The organism is Mesorhizobium sp. ESP7-2, assembly GCF_020164715.1.
Classification (GTDB): domain Bacteria; phylum Pseudomonadota; class Alphaproteobacteria; order Rhizobiales; family Rhizobiaceae; genus Mesorhizobium.
The window spans coordinates 1-17505 of sequence record NZ_JAIUGQ010000042.1; the positions used below are offsets into that span (position 1 = coordinate 1).

Sequence of the window (17505 nt, forward strand, 5' to 3'; positions counted from 1 at the left end):
CGCCTGCCGTCGAGACCGCCGGCCAGTCGCAGCAGGGCTCGCTGCGTCTCAGGCGCGCAATGATCTTCTTTGGACCCACAGCGGATGCGCTTGCTTCTTCGCCAAAATCCGATCCACCAGCTCCGCTGCCGTTGCTCGGCCGGGCTCGAGCGGCGCCCGCGGCAGATCATGCAAACCTTCCGGGCCAAACTCCCGATAGCGACCAAGCCATTTGTAGCCGCTCTTGCGCGATATGCCGTAGGCCCCACAAAGCGCGCTCATCGTCTCCTCGCCGGCCAGGCAATCCACTACAAACCGAAGCCGCTCGTCCATGATGCCAGTCGCTCGCCAAACCATCGCCGGTCCTCCCGGCGGACAAGAAAACTGTCACCCATGCTATCGGTCCATTCTGTTACCTATCTATCCGGTTCGGACAAGGCGACCTTTCTCCCCGTCACTATGCGGGGAGAAATGCCCGGCAGGGCAATGAGGGGCGGCGCCAGCCTATCAAACCAATCGCGCTGCGGCAGCCCATCCGCGATCTCAACCACCGACAGCCGTGTTCGTCTCCCAGCCGTCCACCCAAACCTGCCGCAACCTATCGCCTTGGCCCTTGAAGTGTAGGCCGGTTGGCTGGCAATCCTCGATGCGGTCGCTGCGGAAATTGCGGATCGCCTGGCGCAGTTCGCACCAGGCGACGATGTTGGCCGTCTCGGCGTAGTAGATCAGCGCGATCGGGCGGATGAGCCGCTCGGAGGTCCGGCCGAGTTCGTCGCGGTAGGAAAGGTCGAGCTTTTCCTCGTCGCGGATGGCGCGGCGCACCAGCGCCAGGTCGATCGTACCGGCGGAGGGCGCGGCGAAGCCCCAGGCATGCAACGCATTGGCGTCGAGCGTCTGGCGCAAGGGCGGCGGCACCGCGCCGGCGATCTTGGCGCCGACGCGCTTGGCCGCCTGCTTGAGTTCGTCGTCTCCGGTGCGCTCCAGCAGCGCCAGCGACAGCACGATCGCCTCCATCTCCTCGATCGAGAACATCAGCGGCGGTAGGTCGAAGCCGGGGCGCAGTATGTAGCCGATGCCACGGCCGCCCTCGATCGGGACACGCATGGCCTGCAGTGCCGCGATGTCGCGGTAGATCGAGCGAATCGTCACTTCCAGCTGCGCGGCAATCATCGCCGCCGTCACCGGCTGCCTGGCCAGCCGCAGGATCTGAATGATCTCGAACAGGCGCGATGCCTTGCGCATTTTTCTCACCGGCAGCGATCACAACTGACACACCATCGTCAGTTGGCTCGATCTATAGGATCGCCTATCGGGTTGAAAAGCAACAATTCCTTGGCGGCACGCCGGTAAGAGGCGACAGGCAACTGACATGAGCTACGCGGAAAATCTATGGCTTTTCTTTCTTCTCCTGTTCGGCATCATCGCTGTTCCAGGCATGGACATGCTGTTCGTGCTTGCCAATGCGCTGACCGGCGGACGCGACAGGGGGCTTGCGGCGACCGGCGGCATCATGGTCGGCGGCATGGTGCATACGCTTAACGGTGCGATCGGCGTCGGCTTGCTGATGCATTTCGTGCCGATCCTGTTCAAACCGCTGCTGCTTGCCGGCGCCGCCTACATGGCATTCATCGGCCTGACTCTGATGCGCAGTTCCATCACCGTCGGGCATGACGGACCGGCCGGCAGCAGCTCCGCATGGAAGGCGTTTCGCCAGGGTTTCGTGACCTGCCTGATCAATCCCAAGGCCTATCTCTTCGTCCTGGCGGTCTACCCGCAGTTCCTGAAACCGCACTACGGCCCGATCTGGATGCAGGCGACGATCATGGGCCTGCTCACCGTGCTAACGCAGGCCGCGATCTATGGCGGGCTCGCCATATCAGCCGGCCGCAGCCGCAGCCTTTTGATCGCCAATCCCCGGGCGACCGTTCTTGCCGGCCGGGCGGCCGGGCTGCTGCTCTTTGCGGTCTCGGTCTTCACTGCATGGGAAGGCTTGAGGGCGGCGTAATTCCTGTCGGCGCCGCCCTTCCCCTATCGTCGGCCGTATCAGGCGGCCCCTTGCCGGCTGTCCAGCATGGCGCGGCGCGCCGAGCGGCGCCATTCGACAGCGCCGGCAAGGCCGTGTAGCACTGTCTCGGTGGTCGCCCAGTCGATGCAGCCATCGGTGATGCTCTGGCCGTAGACCTGCGGCTTGCCAGGCACGACGTCCTGCCGTCCGGCGACGAGATTGCTCTCGATCATGACGCCGATGATGCGCTCGTCGCCCGCCGCCACCTGGCCCGCCACGTCAGCTGCCACCTTGGGCTGGTTCTCGGGCTTCTTGCTCGAATTGGCGTGGCTGACGTCGATCATCAGACGGGGCGCGATACCGATGCGCGCGAGTTCGACGGAGGCGGCCTCGACGCTTGCCGCGTCATAGTTCGGCGCGATGCCGCCGCGCAGGATGACATGGCAATCCTCGTTTCCGGTGGTCGCCGCGATGGCGCTGCGCCCGCCCTTGGTCACCGCCATGAAATGGTGCGGCTGGGCGGCCGACTTCACCGCCTCGCCGGCGATCCTGAGATTGCCGTCGGTGCCGTTCTTGAAGCCGACGGGGCAGGAGAGGCCCGAGGCCAGCTCGCGATGGATCTGGCTCTCGGTCGTGCGCGCGCCGATGGCGCCCCAGGCGACGAGGTCGGCAATGTATTGCGGCGTCGTCATGTCGAGGAATTCGGTCGCCGCCGGCAGGCCGAGATTGTTGACGGCGGAAAGCACGTTGCGCGCCATCCGCAGGCCCTTGTCGATGTTGAAGCTGCCGTCGAGGTCGGGATCGTTGATCAGGCCCTTCCAGCCGACCGTCGTGCGCGGCTTCTCGAAATAGACCCGCATGACGATCTCGAGCCGGTCGGCCAGGGTCTCGCGCAGCGCCGCCAGACGGCTGGCGTAGTCGACGGCCGCGACCGGATCGTGGATGGAACAAGGGCCGACGATGACAACAAGTCGATCGTCGGCCCCTGTCAGGATGGAGTGGATGGCGTTGCGCGAGGCGGCAACGGTGCGCGTCGCCGTCAGCGAGCGCGGTATCTCGCGCATCACCTCTTCCGGCGTGCTCAGCAGTCTGAGTTCCTTGACCCGAAGGTCGTCTGTGGTGGTCAACACGGCTTTCTGCTCCTGTTAGAGCAATTCCAGGAAAAGTGCGTAGCGTTTTTCCGTCCGGAATTGCGTAAAACTATGTTTGGGAACCTGCCGGCTGAAACAAAAAAGCCGCCAGGTCTGGCGGCTGTTCGGATCTTGGTGCTGCAATCTTCAGATCGAGCGCAATCCTCCCGCCGCCAGCGAGCTCCTAAAGTACCAATACGTGGCGGTCAGGTTGATCATGAGTGGGCGTATAGCTGAAGTCGCGTTGGATGTCACGCGTCTGATAGGAGTCTTGCATGGATATGTAAGAATGCATATGTTGGATATGCCAAAAAGGATATGCTCCGATGCCGCTTTACGTGAAGGACACGGAAGTCGACCGGCTGGTACTCGAGGTGCAGCGCCTCACAAAGGCGCCGAGTAAGGCCGAGGCGGTTCGCCGCGCTCTGACGCATGAAATCGAGCGCGCCCGCGCTGTCCAATCCGTGTCGGAACGCTTGGCGGAGGCGGTCAGAATGGCTGGCGAAATCGGAGAGGATAATCCTGACTTCGATATGAAAGCCTATTCGGACGAGCTTTCAGGCGGGCTATGAGCCTGTTCATCGACGCGTCGGCGGCTGTCGCTCTGTTGCGCCCGGAGCCCACGGCAGGAGAACTCGCCGCCCGGATGGATGCCCATGGCGGGCCTTTCTTCATTTCGGCGGTCGTTCGTTTCGAGACCGCAATGGCCTTGGCGCGTTCAAAGACCCCCCTGCCTTCACCCGTGGAACCGGCGGCAATCGCAAAGGCGAATGCCGCCGTCGACCGCTTCGTGCAGGATTTGGGGATCGGCGAAGTCCTCATTTCGGCTGAAGTCGGGCGGCTCGCTGTCGAAGCGGCACGCAGCTACGGCAAGGGTGTCAATTCGCCGGCGCAGCTCAACATGGGCGATTGCTTTTCCTATGCCTGTTGCAAGGCATATGATTTGGCTTTGCTCTACACCGGTCAGGACTTCACAAAGACAGACATACGATAGGTTCAAGATGTGTCACGCGGACTGCTCGCATGAACCTATTCCGGCGACGACCCCGCGACGCTCTGGTCGTAGTCGACCAGCGATCCGGTCATGACGCCCGATTGCGGGCTGACCATGTAGCTGATCAGCCGCGCGAGCTGGTCCGGCTTGACCAACTGGCCCATCGGCTGCGCGGCCTCGGCCTTCGCCAGCCAGTCATCGGGCGCATCGTGCCATTGCTTCTGCACGATGCCCTCGCCTTCGGTGTCCATCCAGCCGGGCAGCACGGCGTTGCAGCGGATGCGGTTGAAGCGATAGGCATTGGCGACGTTCTTGGTCAGCGTCATCAGCGCGCCCTTGCTGGTCGAATAGGGCGTCAGGAAGGACTGGCCGGTATGCGCCGACATCGACAGCACGTTGACGATCGAGCCGGGTGCCTTTTTCTCCAGCAAATGCGCCACCACGCCCTGCATCAGGAAGAAGGGACCGCGCACATTGGTGTCGAAGATCTGGTCGAAGAGCTCTTCCGATGTCTCGACCAGCGAGCCGCGCGCCGAGGTGGCGGCGGCATTGACCAGCGTGTTGATGCTGCCGAAATGCGAGAGCGCGGTGGCGACCGCGCGCTTGCAGTCGGCCACCTTGGAAACGTCGGCGCTGATGAAAATCGCGTCGACGCCTGATTTCTTGAAATGGGCGACTGCCTTGTCGCCCTTCTCCTGCGAGCGGCCGATGAGCGCCAGCGCCCGGCAGCCCTCGTCGGCCAGGGCCTCGGCGACCGCGAAGCCTATGCCTTGCGCGCCGCCGGTAACGATGGCGCGGGTGTTCGAATTGCGACCGGCGAATGCGCTCATCGCTCTGCTCCTGTGCGTTGGGTCCGGATGCGTTCTTACTTGTCCAAGCGGACGGTCTTGCCCGTGGTCGCCGACTTCAGCGCCGCATGGGCGAGCTTGAGCGCGACGAGGCCGTCCGCGCCGCTCGGCGCCGCCTTCTTGCCTGAAGTCGCCGCGGTGATGAAGGCGGCGATCTCGAGGGCATAGGCGTCCAGATAACGGGTCATGAAGAAGTCGTGCAGCGGCGGGCGCGTATAGCCCTTCTCATTGGCGAGTTCGATCGACACCGGCCGCTGGTTCTCGGCAGCCACCATGCCCTTCGAACCGTGCACTTCGATACGCTGATCGTAGCCGTAGGTGGCGCGGCGGGAATTGGAGATGACGGCCTGCTTGCCCGATGCGGTTTCGAGGATGACGCTGACCGAATCGAAATCGCCGGCCTCGCCGATTTTTTTGTCCACAAGCACCGAAGCGTGTGCGCTGACCGCGACCGGCTCCTCGCCGAGCAGGAAGCGCGCCATGTCGAAGTCATGGATGGTCATGTCACGGAAAATGCCGCCGGAGCGGGCGATATAGTCGAGCGGCGGGGCGCCGGGATCGCGGGACGTGATGGTGACCATCTCGACCGTGCCGATGGCGCCGTCATCGATCGCCTTGCGCACGGCGGCGAAATGCGGATCGAAGCGGCGGTTGAAGCCGACCATCAGCGTCGCCTTGGCCTTGTCGACGACGGCCAGGCACCTCTCCACCCGCTTGACGTCGAGGTCGATCGGCTTCTCGCAGAAGATCGCCTTGCCGGCCTTGGCGAAGCGTTCGATCAGATCGGCATGCGTGTCGGTCGGCGTGCAGATGACGACGGCATCGATGTCCCTGGCGGTCTCGATTTCGTCGATGGTGCGCACCTCGGCGCCATAGGCACCAGCCAATTCGCTCGCCGCCTTCTCGAAAGCGTCGGCCACGGCGACCAGTTTTGCCTGGGGGTTGGAACCCACGGCGCGGGCGTGGACCTTGCCGATGCGGCCGGCACCGAGGAGGGCGAAGCGAACAGTCATGGAAATTTTCCTCTAGGGGATGGGTTCGAGAGAGTTGTGTCCGCACCTTCCTGTCGAGGAAAGGGGCAAGTTCATTTTTGTCGGCGTGGCGGATCGTCCCGGAGCGGGGCAGCCACGCCGCCTACGCCGCGAGTTCCGCCTCTCCGGTCTTGGCGCCGGTGATGTACGAGACGATGTCCTGCCCGTCGGTATTCTCCTTGCGCAGATTGGCGACGATGCGGCCGCGCCGGAACACCACGATGCGGTCGCAGAGATCGAACACTTGGCGCATGTTGTGGCTGATCAGGATCAGCGGCTCGCCATTGTCCTTTAGCGTGCGGATGATGTTTTCGACCTGCGCCGTCTCCTGCACGCCGAGGGCAGCCGTCGGCTCGTCCATGATGATCAGCTTGGAGGCGAAGGTCGCCGTCCTGGCGATCGCCACGCACTGCCGCTGGCCGCCTGACATGTGGCGGATCGTGTTGGACAGATTGGGGATCTTCACCGCCGTGCGGACCAGCGCCGCCTCGGTCGCCTTGCGCATATAGCGGCGGTCGAGGATCGAGAACGGCCCGAGGTTGAACAGCACCCTTTCACGGCCCAGGAACAGGTTCGAGGGCACGTCGAGATCGTCGGCCAGCGCCAGGTTCTGGAACACCGTCTCGATACCTGCCTCGCGGGCCTCGATCGGTCCGGCGAAATTCACTTCCTTGCCGTCGAACCAGATCTGGCCGCTTGTGCGTTGCTCGACACCGGTGATCTGGCGCACGAAGGTCGACTTGCCGGCGCCGTTGTCGCCCATGATGGCGACATGCTCGCCCTTGCGCAGTTCGAAGTTGGCGCCATCCAGCGCGTGCACGCCGCCATAGCGCTTGGTCAGGTTTTCGGTCTTCAGGACGATGTCTGACATGGTCAAGCCCTCAATGCCCGCATGCGCTGGCGCCACTGGTCGAGAACGACCGCACCGACGATGATCACGCCCTTGACCATCTCCTGATAGTAGGCGTCGAGGCGCAGGAAGGTAAAACCGGAGATGATGACGCCGAAGATCAGCGCGCCGATCACCGTGCCGATGATCGAGCCGCGGCCGCCCGACAGCGAGACGCCGCCGATGACCGCCATGGCGATGGCGTCGAGCTCATACATCACGCCCATGCCGGCCTGGGCGGTGAGGTTCTTGGAGGAAAGCACCACGGCGGCGAGCGCCGCGAGAATGCCGGCGATGACATAGACGAGGATCTTGTGGTTGGCGATCTTGATGCCCGACATGCGCGCGGCATCCTCGTTGGAGCCGATGGCGTAGCAATGCTTGCCGTATCTGGTGTAGGTCATGATCAGCTGGAACAGCGCCGCCAGCGACAGGAAGATGATGACCGGCATCAGGCCCTTGCCTATTGCCGCGAAACTGTCTGTCGGGAACGAGATCGGCTGGCCCTTGGACCACCATTTGGCGATGCCGCGCGCGGTCACCATCATGCCGAGCGTGGCGATGAAGGGCGGAATGCGCGTGTAGGCGATCAGCGCGCCGTTGACCATGCCGGCGAGCAGGCCGCAGCCGACCGCCACCACCACCGGGACGATCACCGGCAGGTCGGTCCAGCCCTGCGCCAGGAACATCGCCTTGGGATTGGGATTGCCATTGACGGTCGCGACCTGGGCGAAACTCATGGCGATCATGGCCGTCGCGCCGACGATCGAGCCGGAGGACAGATCGATGCCGCCCGTGATGATCACCTGCGTAACGCCGATGGCGATGATGCCGACGATCGACACCTGCAGGATGATGATCTGCAGGCGCGCCTCGTTGAAGATGCCGCTGACGTCGCTGCGGGTGTTGAACAGGAAGCTGTCGCCGAGAAAGATCCGGCCGATCAGCTCGAAGACGACGACAAGGATGACGAGCGCCAGGAAAACATTGAACTCGGCCGGCCATGCGCGCTTCTTCGCATCGTAGGTCAGACCGCCGACGCCATGAGATGTCTGTGCCACGTCTTTCTATCCTCCGTCAGCCGCAGTCGATCCTCGCGCCTTGCCGGCGCTGAGGGAAGGAGGAGCGACGCTTTGAGAGCGCCGCTCCCGCTATCCGCCGCTCAGTTCTTCTTCAAGAACTTGTCGATGTTGGCCGGGGTGACGAGCTGGAAGGGCACATAGACCTTGTGCTCGACCTTCTCGCCCTTGGCCAGCTTCAGCGCCGCATCCAGCGCGCCCGCACCCTGGCCGGCCGCGTCCTGGAACACGGTTACGTCAAGGTCGCCCGCCTGCATGGCGGCAAGCGCGTCCTGGGTGGCGTCGACACCGCCGACGACAACCGACTTCATGTCGATGTTGGCGGCCTTCATCGCCTGGATGGCGCCGATGGCGCTTTCGTCATTGTTGGCGATGACGCCGTCGAACTTCTTGCCGGTCGACAGCCAGTTGGCCATCAGGTTCTGGGCCTGGTCGCGATCCCAGTTCGAGGTCTGCTTGTCGATGATCTTGATGAAGCTGCAGTCCGGCGTGGCGATGACATTGTCGATGTCCTTGGTGCGCTGCACGGCGGCCTGGTTGGAAAGCTCGCCCATGATCACGTAGACGTTGGCTTCCTTCTTGCCGGCTTCCTTGAACAGGCGGCAGACTTCCTTGGTCTCGAGCGTGCCGGAATCGGCCTCGTTCGAAGCGACGAAGGCCTGGTTGTCAGGCAGCTTGTCGACATTGACCGGCTCGCGATTGACGTAGACCAGCGGGATCTTGGCGGCGGCGGCCGCATCCGACATCGCCTGTGTGGCCGAGGTATCGACCGGGTTGACGATGATGGCGTCGACGCCCGAAGCGGCGAAGTTCTTGATCTGGTCGAGTTGCTTGGCGACGTCGTTCTGTGCGTCCTCGACCTGCAACTCGACGCCGCTCATGCCCTTGGCCTGCTCGATCATGCCGTTGCGCAGCACGGTGAGGAAATTGTCGTCGAACTTGGCCATCGAGACGCCGATCTTGGCGGCCATGGCCGATGAACTCATCAGCGCCGCGAAGGCGACGCCCAAAAGCAGTTTCTTCATTGTAATCTCTCCTCCACTTTTGGTGTCCGGTTGCACCGATGTCTCCGGAATCCCCGATCTGCCCGGGGAATCTCTCCCGATTGTCTTCTCTCCCCCGGATGGCGCCTGCCGTTTGCTGGAACGCCAAAGCTTCTGTTTGAAACAGATGTTCCGGAACGAAAGAACCAAAATACATGACTGGTGAAATATTTATTCCATTTCGTCGGGAGGCGTCAAGGGCGATTCCAAAACCGGATGTGCGATTTTGGCGGACGCGTCGACACTGTGCGGATGCTGCCGGATGAATGCCGCTGCCTTGGCGGCGCGGGGCAGGCAGGCGCACGCCTGCCGCCGGCGGCGATGCCGATGGCATCCGCGCGCCATGTCCGTTCCTTGGATGCCGTCGACAGGCGATGGCAGTTCAGAAATGCCAGATGTCTCTCTGCAGCAAGAGATCGAGCGGCGCTCTCCAGACCCTGTATCCCGCGGCCTGCCTCACCTGCTGTTCGACACTGAGCTTGCCGCTGAGATCGAAGAAAGCTCCAATTCGCTTTCGGGCGTGAAGCTTCTTTCCCCTGGTGTTGTAGTTGCGGATCGGCAGCCGGTGGCTGCGGATTTTCCGTCCATCCTGTGATAGCGCGACGCCGATGCAGAATTGTTCCGGGGTGTGCAAACGCACGATTTCGCTGACTTTCTCGCTGGCCGCGTACGCTAGCTGTAGCGCCGGGATGTTATCATGATGAACGCCAAGGACGCCGCTCGCCCACATCGTCTCGTCTCCCGTCAGGATGTGACCTCCAATTGAGAGCCCCTTACCCTTGAGCGCGCGATAAGAGGCCTTCGGGCGCCCTTCACACCGCCACATTATGGAGGACAAAGCTGAAATCCGGTTGAAACATCGCGATATGTCACCGGTCGGATACATGTCCGTATCCATGAAGAACAGGCGCTCGCAACGCCGCAGCAGATCGACGATGCCTGCGGCCTTGATGCCAAACATGTATCGATTGCCGAAGGACATCTCGGTCTGTCTCTTGGCCGTGAGTTCGATTGTTTCGATGGGATAGTCGTCGAAAATGGAGGGCCTGTCGGTCAGGACCATTACCCTGGCATTCGGGCAAAAGTGAAGCAGGCGAAGCGCGCTGAAGAGCGCGCCACGCGCATAGAGTTCGTCGCTCCCAAAAGCGATGTAGCCAAACCCATCCCCATCCATCAGCCATGTATATATTAGCTGCCACTCATGCGTCAATTTGGATACGCCTGCGGGCGCGGCGCGCCTGAAAGTCCAGCGCTAGATGTTCTCAGGCAGGTAGATGTCGAATGGCAGGAAGGTCTGGCCGGGTGCGTTCGCCGCGCCCGTCTCGATGGCGTGCGCCATGAGATCGAGCAGTTCGCGGCACAATGCCGCCAGCGGCGTGGAGATCACCATGGTCAGCACCCCGTCCGCCAGGGCGGATCGCGAGACCGCCGATATCTCGTTGCAGACCACCGCCGGCATCTCGGCCGGCCTGGCCTGCCTCAGCGCCGCGACCGCGCCTTCCATGCCGCCGCCCGCGACATAGCAGCCGACGAAGTCCGGGTGGCGGCCGAGCAGGTCGAGCAGCGTGTCCTGCGTGATCTGGTTGGCCTCGAGATTGACCAGCGTTTCCAGCAAGGTGAAGTCCGGCGCCTGTTCGCGGAAGAAGGAGCGGAAGCCGATCTCGCGCAGTTCGTGGCCATGGAAGCGGTGGCTGCCGACGAAGAGCGCGACCTTGCCCGGCCGCTTCGCCGCTTTCGAGATCATCCAGGCCGCAGTGCGGCCGACCTTGCGGTTGTCGAGGCCGACATAGCCCTCGCGAATGCCGGCGGCGAAGTCGGACAGCAGGGAAAAGACAGGCAATCCCCTGGCCTTCATCTCCTCTACGGTGACGGTCAACGCCGGGTGATCCGGCCCGACAAGGGCGACAGCCCTGCATTTGGCCGCCAGCTTGCGCGTGCGCTCGACGATTTCGTCCGGCGTCAGCGAACTGGCGAAGTCGATGATCGCGACACCGCGGAAGCGCTGCGATTGCGAAACAGCGAGCTCGAGCTGCCGCGCGAACTCGGTGTAGAAGACATCATTGCCTCTCAAAAGCAGGAAGCCGAGCCGGTATTCCGGCAGCTCGTGGCGCATGCGCTGCTTGATCAGGCCGGCCGCGTGATAGCCGATCTCGGTCGCGGTCTCGTAGACACGGCGCGCGGTTTCCTCGCGTACCGGCAAGCGATTGTTGAGCACGCGGTCCACCGTGGCGACGCTGACGCCGGAGACGCGCGCCAGATCAGTGATGGTCGGCCGTTTCGCCATGATCGCCCTCGTTCGATTGCCTGATATCGATACATCATCTTGATAGGAAATGATAGAAACCATCTTTGTGATGTTGAGTCTATCATGACTCGGCGTTATTTCTGAGCATGGAGCCAGTTGGTGATCGGCATTCGCATGGCGGATGCCCTGCCTTGGGAGGCAATCATGACCGCAGCGCCGTCCCGGCGTGACTACAGCCTGATCGGCCGCGACGCCCGGCTTGCCGTCGAAAACGGCCTGTCGGCGGCCGAGTGGTATCACACCGACATTCCCCGCAAGCAGATGAAGGAGTTGATGCAGCGCTCCGATGGCCCGGCGATCCGCGACACCGCGATCTGGCTCGCCGCCCTCGTCATCAGCGGCGCCGGCGGCGCCTGGTTCTGGGGCAGCTGGTTGTGCGTGCCGTTCTTCTTCGCCTATGGCGTGCTCTACGGCTCATCGACCGATTCGCGCTGGCACGAATGCGGCCACGGCACGGCGTTCCGCACGCAGTGGATGAATGATGTGGTCTACCAGATCGCCTGCTTCATGATCATGCGCAATCCGGTGACCTGGCGCTGGAGCCACACGCGCCATCACACCGATACCATCATCGTCGGCCGCGATCCTGAGATTACGGTCATGCGGCCGCCGGATCTGGTGCGCCTTGTCCTCGGTTTTGTCGGCGTGCTCGACGCCTGGCATGCGATGAGCGATATGCTGCGCAACGCCGCCGCCAACATCAGCGCAGCGGAGAAAACCTTCATTCCCGAACAGGAGCAGCCCAAAGCGATCCGTGTTGCCCGCATCTGGACGGCGATCTATGCCACGACGATCACGCTGGCGCTCTACACCGGGTCGTTCCTGCCCTTGATGCTGGTCGGCCTGCCCCGGCTTTACGGCGCCTGGCATCACGTCATGGTCGGCCTGCTGCAGCATGGCGGTCTCGCCGACAACGTCACCGACCACCGGCTGAACAGCCGCACCGTCTACATGAACCCGATCAGCCGCTTCATCTACTGGAACATGAATTACCACGTCGAACATCACATGTTCCCCATGGTGCCCTACCATGCGCTGCCCAGGTTGCATGCGCTGATCAAGCACGACCTGCCGGCGCCGACGCCGTCGATCCTGGCCGGTTACCGCGAGATGATCCCGGTCTTCCGCCGCCAGCTGCGCAACGAGGATTATTTCCTCAAGCGCGAACTGCCGCCGACCGCCAGGCCGTACCGCGAGGAATTCCATAACGATACCGTCGCCGCGGCGGCGGAATGACATCAAACGACTGCAGGGGAGGACTGAATGAGCGATTGGGTCGAGGCCTGCGCCGCCGGCGACATCGATGAAGAGGACGTGATGCGCTTCGATCATGGCGGGCGCACCTTCGCCATCTATCGCAGCCCGGACCACGAATATTTCGCCACCGACGGCTTGTGCACACATGAGAAAGTGCACCTCGCCGACGGGCTGGTGATGGACGACATCATCGAATGCCCCAAGCACAATGGCCGCTTCAACTACAAAACCGGCGCGGCCAGGGGCGCGCCGGTCTGCGTCGACCTCAGAACCTATCCGGTCAAGGTCGACGCAGGCAAAGTCCTCGTTCAGATCGGATGACCGGCATGGCACGCGGGATGGTGATCATCGGAGCCGGCGAATGCGGCGGGCGGGCGGCGCTCACGTTGCGCGATCTCGACTATGACGGGCCGGTGACGCTGGTCGGCGACGAGCCGCATCTGCCCTATGAACGGCCGCCTCTGTCCAAGGAGGCGATGGCCAGCGACGCGCCCACAATCAAGGCGATCGCCAGCGACGAGATCCTGGCCGAAAAATCGATCCGGCATATCCATTCCGTCCAGGCCGTGGCGATCGATCGCGCGGCGCATACGGTGCGCCTATCCGATGGTTCGGTGTTGGCCTACGACAAGCTGCTGCTGGCCACCGGCTCGACGCCGCGCAAGCTGCCGATGCCCGGCCTTGGCGGGCGTTGCGTGTATCTCAGGACCTTCGCCGATGCACTGGCCATCCGCGCCCATCTCAGCGCCGGCAACCGCATCGCCGTCATTGGCGGCGGCTTCATCGGCCTCGAACTTGCGGCGGCCGCCCGCAAGCTCGGCGCAGATGTCACCGTCATTGAGGCGCAGCCACGTATCCTGATGCGCGGTGTTCCGGCCGAGATCGCCGAAATCATCCATGAAGCGCATGTCGCCGAGCGTGTCGACGTGGTCTGCGGGCAAGGCATCGCCTCCATAGCCGACGACGGCAGGGAGGTGCGGGTGACACTTGCCGACGGCCGGGAGATCATTGCCGACCTCGCCGTCATCGGCATCGGCGCCGTGCCGGTGACCGGGCTCGCGGCTGAAGCCGGCCTGGCCATCGAAAACGGCATCGCGGTCGACGCGGAATTACGCAGCAGCGATCCCGACATCTTTGCCGCCGGCGATTGCTGCTCGTTTCCGCTCGCCGTCTATGGCGGCCGCCGCGTGCGGCTGGAGGCCTGGCGCAATGCGCAGGAACAGGGGGCACTGGCGGCGAAGAACACGCTGGGCGCCGGCGAGGCGCATACCGCCGTGCCGTGGTTCTGGTCGGACCAGTACGGCCTGTCCCTACAGATCGCCGGCCTTTCCGACGAAGGCCGTAGCACCGTGCGTCGCGATCTCGGCGCCGGCGCCTTCATCCTCTTCCATCTCGCCGAAGACGGCAGGCTGGTGGCGGCCAGCGGCATCGGCCCGGGCAACGCGGTGGCGCGCGACATAAGGCTGGCCGAAATGCTGATCGGCAAGCGGGCCAGGCCGGCGCCGGGGGCGCTGGGATCGCCTGAAGTCAAGCTGAAGGCGTTGCTGGCGGCGTGAAGTCGCACCACTTGGTCGATGTCGGCGCCGCCCCTCATCTGCCTGCCGGCATCTTCTCCCCGTAGAACGGGGAGAAGGGAGCTGTGGCAACATCGCCGCGATTCACGCACCGCAAATAATTGGCGAAATCATTGATAACGGCATCTTTCTCCCCGTCACTAAACGGGGAGAAATGGCCGGCAGGACAATGAGGGGCGGCGCAGGTGTCGACAAATTAATGCCAGCGCGCCTGCGCCGCTAAAACAGCGCCTTGAGCTCCGCCAGCTTGTCGTTGACCAGCCAGCCGTAATAATTCTCTTCCGGCAGCTTCTCCGGCTCGCCGGCGGCGCGGCGCTTCTCGTTCTCCGCCTTCAGCGCATAGGCGCGCTGTTCCGGATTGCCGACATTGTAGAGCGTGGCGGTCAGCCCCGGATTGCCCGATATGTCGAAGCCGGCGATGCTCTTGTAGGCGTCGATCGATTTCCTGATCGTCGCCGCGACATAGGGCAGCGTCAGGTCCGGATCCATGATGGTCTTGTAGACCGAATTGGGATCGGAGACGTCGAGTTCCGGCAGGCCGGACACCTTGTGCACGAGGTCGCTCATCTGCAAGGCGGTCAGCGGGTTGAGCTGGCCGAGGCCGAAGGTCTGACCGGCATAGTAGGGCTGGAAGAAGGTGGCGCCGAAACGGTTGTCGGGGAAATCCTCGCCGCCGACGGTCTTGCCGCGAAACGAATGGTTCCAGACCTGCTCGCGGCATTCCCACAGATCGTAGCTGTCCGAAATGGCGACGCATTTCTTGAATTCCGGCCGCCGCACGAAATCGCTGACATCCTCGCCGTCATAGGCGAAGGACAGCTTGCTCGACAGGTAGGAGATCGCCTTGACGTAGTAGGTCTGCAGCCGGTCATAGGCGTCGACATTGTAGGTGTGCTCGCCGACGATGGCGCCGACGATGTGCATGGGGTCTATGCCATAGGCGCTGGCCGCCTTCCTGATCTTGGCGCGCAGATCAGCGTCGTTCTGCAGCAGCGCATAGACCTTGCGGTACTTCGCCTGGAAGGTGGTGTTGGTCGCCTGCGTGCGGCGGCTGGAGGCGCCGGGAATGTCGGGCTGCTCGGCATTGCGGTTTCCCGCCGGCACCAATGTCGCCGCGTCGGCGGCGAACAGCGTCGCCGCCAGCGTCAAGCCGAGAATGACCAGGATAAGTTTTTTCATGCGCCGCCGCCTAGAGCAATTCCAGGAAAAGTGCGTAACGGTTTTCCGTCCGGAATTGCGTGAAAACAAAGAGCTAGAGCGGGTCGGCGATCTATCAAACGCTGAACCGCTCTAGGGAATTGCCGCGCAAACTAGGTAAAGCACTTGGTCGAGTCGAGAGCGCCCCATCATCCGGCGAGACGAAAGGTGGCCAGATGGTACCATCTGGCCACACATGGCTCCTGCCGGAAGTTGTTGCTTGACCGGGCCGGATTGCTCCGGCGCTGCCGTTCAAAGGATGAACCGCGACAGATCCGTGTTTCTGGAGAGGTCGCCGACATGCTTCTGGACGTAGGCGGCGTCGATGGTCACGGCCGTGCCGTTGCGGTCCGGCGCATCATAGGAGATGTCGTCCAACACCCGCTCCATCACCGTCTGCAGCCGCCGCGCGCCGATGTTCTCGATGCTGGCGTTGAGATCGACGGCGACGCCGGCGAGCGAATCGATGGCGTCGTCGGTGAAGGTCAGCTCGACGCCCTCGGTCTTCATCAGCGCGATATACTGCTTGATCAGGCTCGCCTCGGTCTCGGTCAGGATGCGGACGAAGTCCTCCTTCTCCAGCGCGCGCAGCTCGACGCGGATCGGCAAGCGGCCCTGCAGTTCCGGCAACAGGTCGGACGGCTTGGAGACATGGAAGGCACCGGAAGCGATGAACAGGACGTGGTCCGTCTTCACCGGTCCGTATTTGGTAGCTACCGTCGTGCCTTCGACCAGCGGCAGCAGGTCGCGCTGCACGCCTTCGCGCGAAGGCCCGCCCGAAATGTCCGACCGGGCGGCGATCTTGTCGATCTCGTCCAGGAAGACGATGCCGTCATTCTCCGTCGCGTCGAGCGCCCGGCGCACCACCTCGTCCTGGTCGAGCAGCTTGTCGGACTCGTCGCCGACCAGCAGGTCGTAGGATTCCTTCACCGTGGTCTTGCGCAGCTTGGTCTTCTTGCCGCCCATCGCCTTAGACAGCATGTCGTTGATGTTGAGAACGCCGATATTGGCGCCAGGCATGCCGGGAATCTCGAAACCGGGCATGCCGCCATTGCCGGTGTCGGCCACCTCGATTTCGATTTCCTTGTCGTCGAGCTCACCCTCGCGCAGCTTCTTGCGGAATGAGTCGCGCGTCGCCGGGCTCGCCGTCTTGCCGACCAAGGCTTCCAGAACGCGTTCCTCGGCGTTGACATGGGCGCGTGCCTTGACGTCCTCGCGCATCTTCTCGCGCATCAGGCCGATGGCAATCTCAACCAGGTCGCGGATGATCTGCTCGACATCGCGGCCGACATAGCCGACCTCGGTGAATTTGGTCGCCTCGACCTTGACGAACGGCGCGCCGGCGAGCCGCGCCAGTCGGCGCGAAATCTCGGTCTTGCCGACGCCGGTCGGGCCGATCATCAGGATGTTCTTCGGCATCACCTCTTCGCGCATCTGGCCTTCGAGTTGCTGGCGCCGCCAGCGGTTGCGCAAGGCGATGGCCACGGCGCGCTTGGCGTCCTTCTGGCCGATGATGAAGCGGTCGAGTTCCGAAACGATTTCGCGGGGAGAAAATGTGCTCATATCGCTAAATTCCACTTTGCCACTGCTTGATGGTCTCGAACGGATGCAGCAGCATGATCACGTTGAGTGTAAGGTTGTCCCGGATGAGGTAGCCGGTGCCCAGTTCGAAGAGAATGGCGAGGCTGACGATCACCCATATAGGTAGCCTTCGCGCCATGACAAATCCCAGCACCATGGCCAGTGTGTCGGACACCGAATTGATGATGCTGTCGCCGTAATAATCGAGCGAAATGGTGCCGGCGCGGTAGCGCTCGATGATGAACGGGCTGTTTTCGAGGATTTCCCACCCGCCCTCGACGAGGACGGCGAATGCCAGCCGCAAGCCGATCGGCGAGCGCGGGAACAGGAACCGCGCCAGCGCATAGAACAGGAAACCGTGGATGATGTGCGAGAAGGTGTACCAGTCCGAAATGTGCTGGGAATTCTCCGAACTGTTCACCACGCCATGCCACAGCTTGACATAGCCGCAGGTGCAGATCGGCGGATGGCCCATCAGGTAGAGCGTGACGGCCTGGGCGACGAGCAGGCCGGCGACGATCAGCAGCCCCATCCGCCAGCTGTCCTCGTAAGCGGAAAGGCTCTTGTCCTCGCTCGATGTGACCATGCCCCGG

17 protein-coding genes and 2 pseudogenes are annotated in these 17505 nt (G+C 63.0%); 6 read left to right on the forward strand and 13 right to left on the reverse strand.

Annotated features, from left to right (window positions below; genetic code table 11):
- Both LB543_RS28060 and LB543_RS28065 read right to left on the reverse strand, forming a co-directional pair.
- Positions 1 to 336 (reverse strand): annotated as a pseudogene (locus LB543_RS28060) (helix-turn-helix domain-containing protein); the annotation flags it as partial.
- Positions 337 to 522: 186 nt separating this feature from the next.
- Positions 523 to 1221 carry a helix-turn-helix transcriptional regulator gene (locus LB543_RS28065; RefSeq protein ID WP_224616476.1) on the reverse strand — a complete coding sequence of 233 codons (699 nt, stop codon included), beginning with the start codon at positions 1219 to 1221 and terminating at the stop codon, positions 523 to 525.
- Between the two features lie 127 nt (positions 1222 to 1348).
- Here LB543_RS28065 and LB543_RS28070 point away from each other — a divergent pair, with 127 nt between their 5' ends.
- Positions 1349 to 1984 (forward strand): LysE family translocator, encoded by a 636-nt coding sequence (locus LB543_RS28070; RefSeq protein ID WP_224616477.1) that lies wholly within the window; start codon positions 1349 to 1351, stop codon positions 1982 to 1984.
- 38 nt (positions 1985 to 2022) lie between these two features.
- On the opposite strand, the gene LB543_RS28075 is transcribed toward LB543_RS28070, so the two are convergent.
- A complete protein-coding gene (locus LB543_RS28075; RefSeq protein WP_224616478.1) occupies positions 2023 to 3114 on the reverse strand; it encodes a 3-deoxy-7-phosphoheptulonate synthase in 1092 nt (363 codons plus the stop codon).
- A 326-nt stretch (positions 3115 to 3440) separates the two neighbouring features.
- Here LB543_RS28075 and LB543_RS28080 point away from each other — a divergent pair, with 326 nt between their 5' ends.
- A complete protein-coding gene (locus LB543_RS28080; RefSeq protein WP_224616479.1) occupies positions 3441 to 3686 on the forward strand; it encodes a type II toxin-antitoxin system VapB family antitoxin in 246 nt (81 codons plus the stop codon).
- Positions 3683 to 4108, forward strand: coding sequence for a type II toxin-antitoxin system VapC family toxin (locus tag LB543_RS28085; RefSeq protein ID WP_224616480.1), 426 nt, complete (start codon positions 3683 to 3685; stop codon positions 4106 to 4108). The genes LB543_RS28080 and LB543_RS28085 overlap by 4 nt, the downstream gene beginning before the upstream one ends.
- Positions 4109 to 4143: 35 nt before the next feature.
- Here LB543_RS28085 and LB543_RS28090 read toward each other — a convergent pair whose 3' ends face one another.
- From LB543_RS28090 to LB543_RS28120, 7 genes are all read right to left on the reverse strand, one after another.
- A complete protein-coding gene (locus tag LB543_RS28090) occupies positions 4144 to 4938 on the reverse strand; it encodes an SDR family oxidoreductase (RefSeq protein WP_224616481.1) in 795 nt (264 codons plus the stop codon).
- A gap of 35 nt (positions 4939 to 4973) precedes the next feature.
- Entirely contained in the window at positions 4974 to 5969 is a 996-nt protein-coding gene (gene iolG / locus LB543_RS28095; protein WP_224616482.1) for an inositol 2-dehydrogenase, read from the reverse strand.
- A 121-nt stretch (positions 5970 to 6090) separates the two neighbouring features.
- Entirely contained in the window at positions 6091 to 6858 is a 768-nt protein-coding gene (locus LB543_RS28100) for an ATP-binding cassette domain-containing protein (protein WP_224591238.1), read from the reverse strand.
- Between the two features lie 2 nt (positions 6859 to 6860).
- Positions 6861 to 7937 (reverse strand): ABC transporter permease, encoded by a 1077-nt coding sequence (locus LB543_RS28105; protein ID WP_224616483.1) that lies wholly within the window; start codon positions 7935 to 7937, stop codon positions 6861 to 6863.
- Positions 7938 to 8038: 101 nt separating this feature from the next.
- The gene (locus LB543_RS28110; RefSeq protein WP_224616484.1) at positions 8039 to 8980 is read right to left on the reverse strand and encodes a sugar ABC transporter substrate-binding protein; all 942 of its coding nucleotides are present in this window, start codon (positions 8978 to 8980) and stop codon (positions 8039 to 8041) included.
- Between the two features lie 400 nt (positions 8981 to 9380).
- Positions 9381 to 10208, reverse strand: coding sequence for a hypothetical protein (locus LB543_RS28115; protein ID WP_224616485.1), 828 nt, complete (start codon positions 10206 to 10208; stop codon positions 9381 to 9383).
- A 42-nt stretch (positions 10209 to 10250) separates the two neighbouring features.
- Positions 10251 to 11282: a LacI family DNA-binding transcriptional regulator gene (locus tag LB543_RS28120; RefSeq protein ID WP_224616486.1), complete on the reverse strand. Its 1032-nt coding sequence runs from the start codon at positions 11280 to 11282 to the stop codon at positions 10251 to 10253.
- Positions 11283 to 11447: 165 nt separating this feature from the next.
- Here LB543_RS28120 and LB543_RS28125 point away from each other — a divergent pair, with 165 nt between their 5' ends.
- Genes LB543_RS28125 through LB543_RS28135 form a run of 3 tightly spaced genes read left to right on the forward strand, consistent with a single transcriptional unit; the run spans position 11448 to position 14116 of the window.
- Positions 11448 to 12539, forward strand: coding sequence for a fatty acid desaturase family protein (locus LB543_RS28125; RefSeq protein WP_224616487.1), 1092 nt, complete (start codon positions 11448 to 11450; stop codon positions 12537 to 12539).
- 27 nt (positions 12540 to 12566) lie between these two features.
- Positions 12567 to 12881 carry a MocE family 2Fe-2S type ferredoxin gene (locus tag LB543_RS28130; RefSeq protein ID WP_224616488.1) on the forward strand — a complete coding sequence of 105 codons (315 nt, stop codon included), beginning with the start codon at positions 12567 to 12569 and terminating at the stop codon, positions 12879 to 12881.
- Positions 12878 to 14116, forward strand: a complete 1239-nt coding sequence (locus LB543_RS28135) for an NAD(P)/FAD-dependent oxidoreductase (RefSeq protein ID WP_224616489.1) — start codon at positions 12878 to 12880, stop codon at positions 14114 to 14116. Before LB543_RS28130 ends, LB543_RS28135 begins: the two co-directional genes overlap by 4 nt.
- A 237-nt stretch (positions 14117 to 14353) precedes the next feature.
- Here the strand turns inward: LB543_RS28135 and LB543_RS28140 are convergent.
- The 3 genes and pseudogenes from LB543_RS28140 to LB543_RS28150 all read right to left on the reverse strand — a co-directional run bounded on the left by LB543_RS28140 (position 14354) and on the right by LB543_RS28150 (position 17498).
- Positions 14354 to 15369: pseudogene (locus tag LB543_RS28140) on the reverse strand (DUF1402 family protein).
- Between the two features lie 214 nt (positions 15370 to 15583).
- On the reverse strand, positions 15584 to 16894 hold the full coding sequence (gene hslU / locus LB543_RS28145) for an ATP-dependent protease ATPase subunit HslU (RefSeq protein WP_224616491.1): 1311 nt from the start codon (positions 16892 to 16894) through the stop codon (positions 15584 to 15586).
- Between the two features lie 4 nt (positions 16895 to 16898).
- Positions 16899 to 17498 carry a DUF2585 domain-containing protein gene (locus LB543_RS28150; RefSeq protein WP_140813634.1) on the reverse strand — a complete coding sequence of 200 codons (600 nt, stop codon included), beginning with the start codon at positions 17496 to 17498 and terminating at the stop codon, positions 16899 to 16901.
- Between the last annotated feature and the right edge of the window lie 7 nt (positions 17499 to 17505).

Excerpts from the sequence above, each read along its gene's own strand:
- LB543_RS28065 (WP_224616476.1), bottom strand. The coding sequence starts at position 1,221 with ATGCGCAAGGCATCGCGCCTGTTCGAGATCATTCAGATCCTGCGGCTG.
- LB543_RS28070 (WP_224616477.1), top strand. The coding sequence starts at position 1,349 with ATGAGCTACGCGGAAAATCTATGGCTTTTCTTTCTTCTCCTGTTCGGC.
- LB543_RS28080 (WP_224616479.1), top strand. The coding sequence starts at position 3,441 with ATGCCGCTTTACGTGAAGGACACGGAAGTCGACCGGCTGGTACTCGAG.
- LB543_RS28085 (WP_224616480.1), top strand. The coding sequence starts at position 3,683 with ATGAGCCTGTTCATCGACGCGTCGGCGGCTGTCGCTCTGTTGCGCCCG.
- LB543_RS28090 (WP_224616481.1), bottom strand. The coding sequence starts at position 4,938 with ATGAGCGCATTCGCCGGTCGCAATTCGAACACCCGCGCCATCGTTACC.
- iolG (WP_224616482.1), bottom strand. The coding sequence starts at position 5,969 with ATGACTGTTCGCTTCGCCCTCCTCGGTGCCGGCCGCATCGGCAAGGTC.
- LB543_RS28100 (WP_224591238.1), bottom strand. The coding sequence starts at position 6,858 with ATGTCAGACATCGTCCTGAAGACCGAAAACCTGACCAAGCGCTATGGC.
- LB543_RS28110 (WP_224616484.1), bottom strand. The coding sequence starts at position 8,980 with ATGAAGAAACTGCTTTTGGGCGTCGCCTTCGCGGCGCTGATGAGTTCA.
- LB543_RS28120 (WP_224616486.1), bottom strand. The coding sequence starts at position 11,282 with ATGGCGAAACGGCCGACCATCACTGATCTGGCGCGCGTCTCCGGCGTC.
- LB543_RS28125 (WP_224616487.1), top strand. The coding sequence starts at position 11,448 with ATGACCGCAGCGCCGTCCCGGCGTGACTACAGCCTGATCGGCCGCGAC.
- LB543_RS28130 (WP_224616488.1), top strand. The coding sequence starts at position 12,567 with ATGAGCGATTGGGTCGAGGCCTGCGCCGCCGGCGACATCGATGAAGAG.
- LB543_RS28135 (WP_224616489.1), top strand. The coding sequence starts at position 12,878 with ATGACCGGCATGGCACGCGGGATGGTGATCATCGGAGCCGGCGAATGC.
- hslU (WP_224616491.1), bottom strand. The coding sequence starts at position 16,894 with ATGAGCACATTTTCTCCCCGCGAAATCGTTTCGGAACTCGACCGCTTC.
- LB543_RS28150 (WP_140813634.1), bottom strand. The coding sequence starts at position 17,498 with ATGGTCACATCGAGCGAGGACAAGAGCCTTTCCGCTTACGAGGACAGC.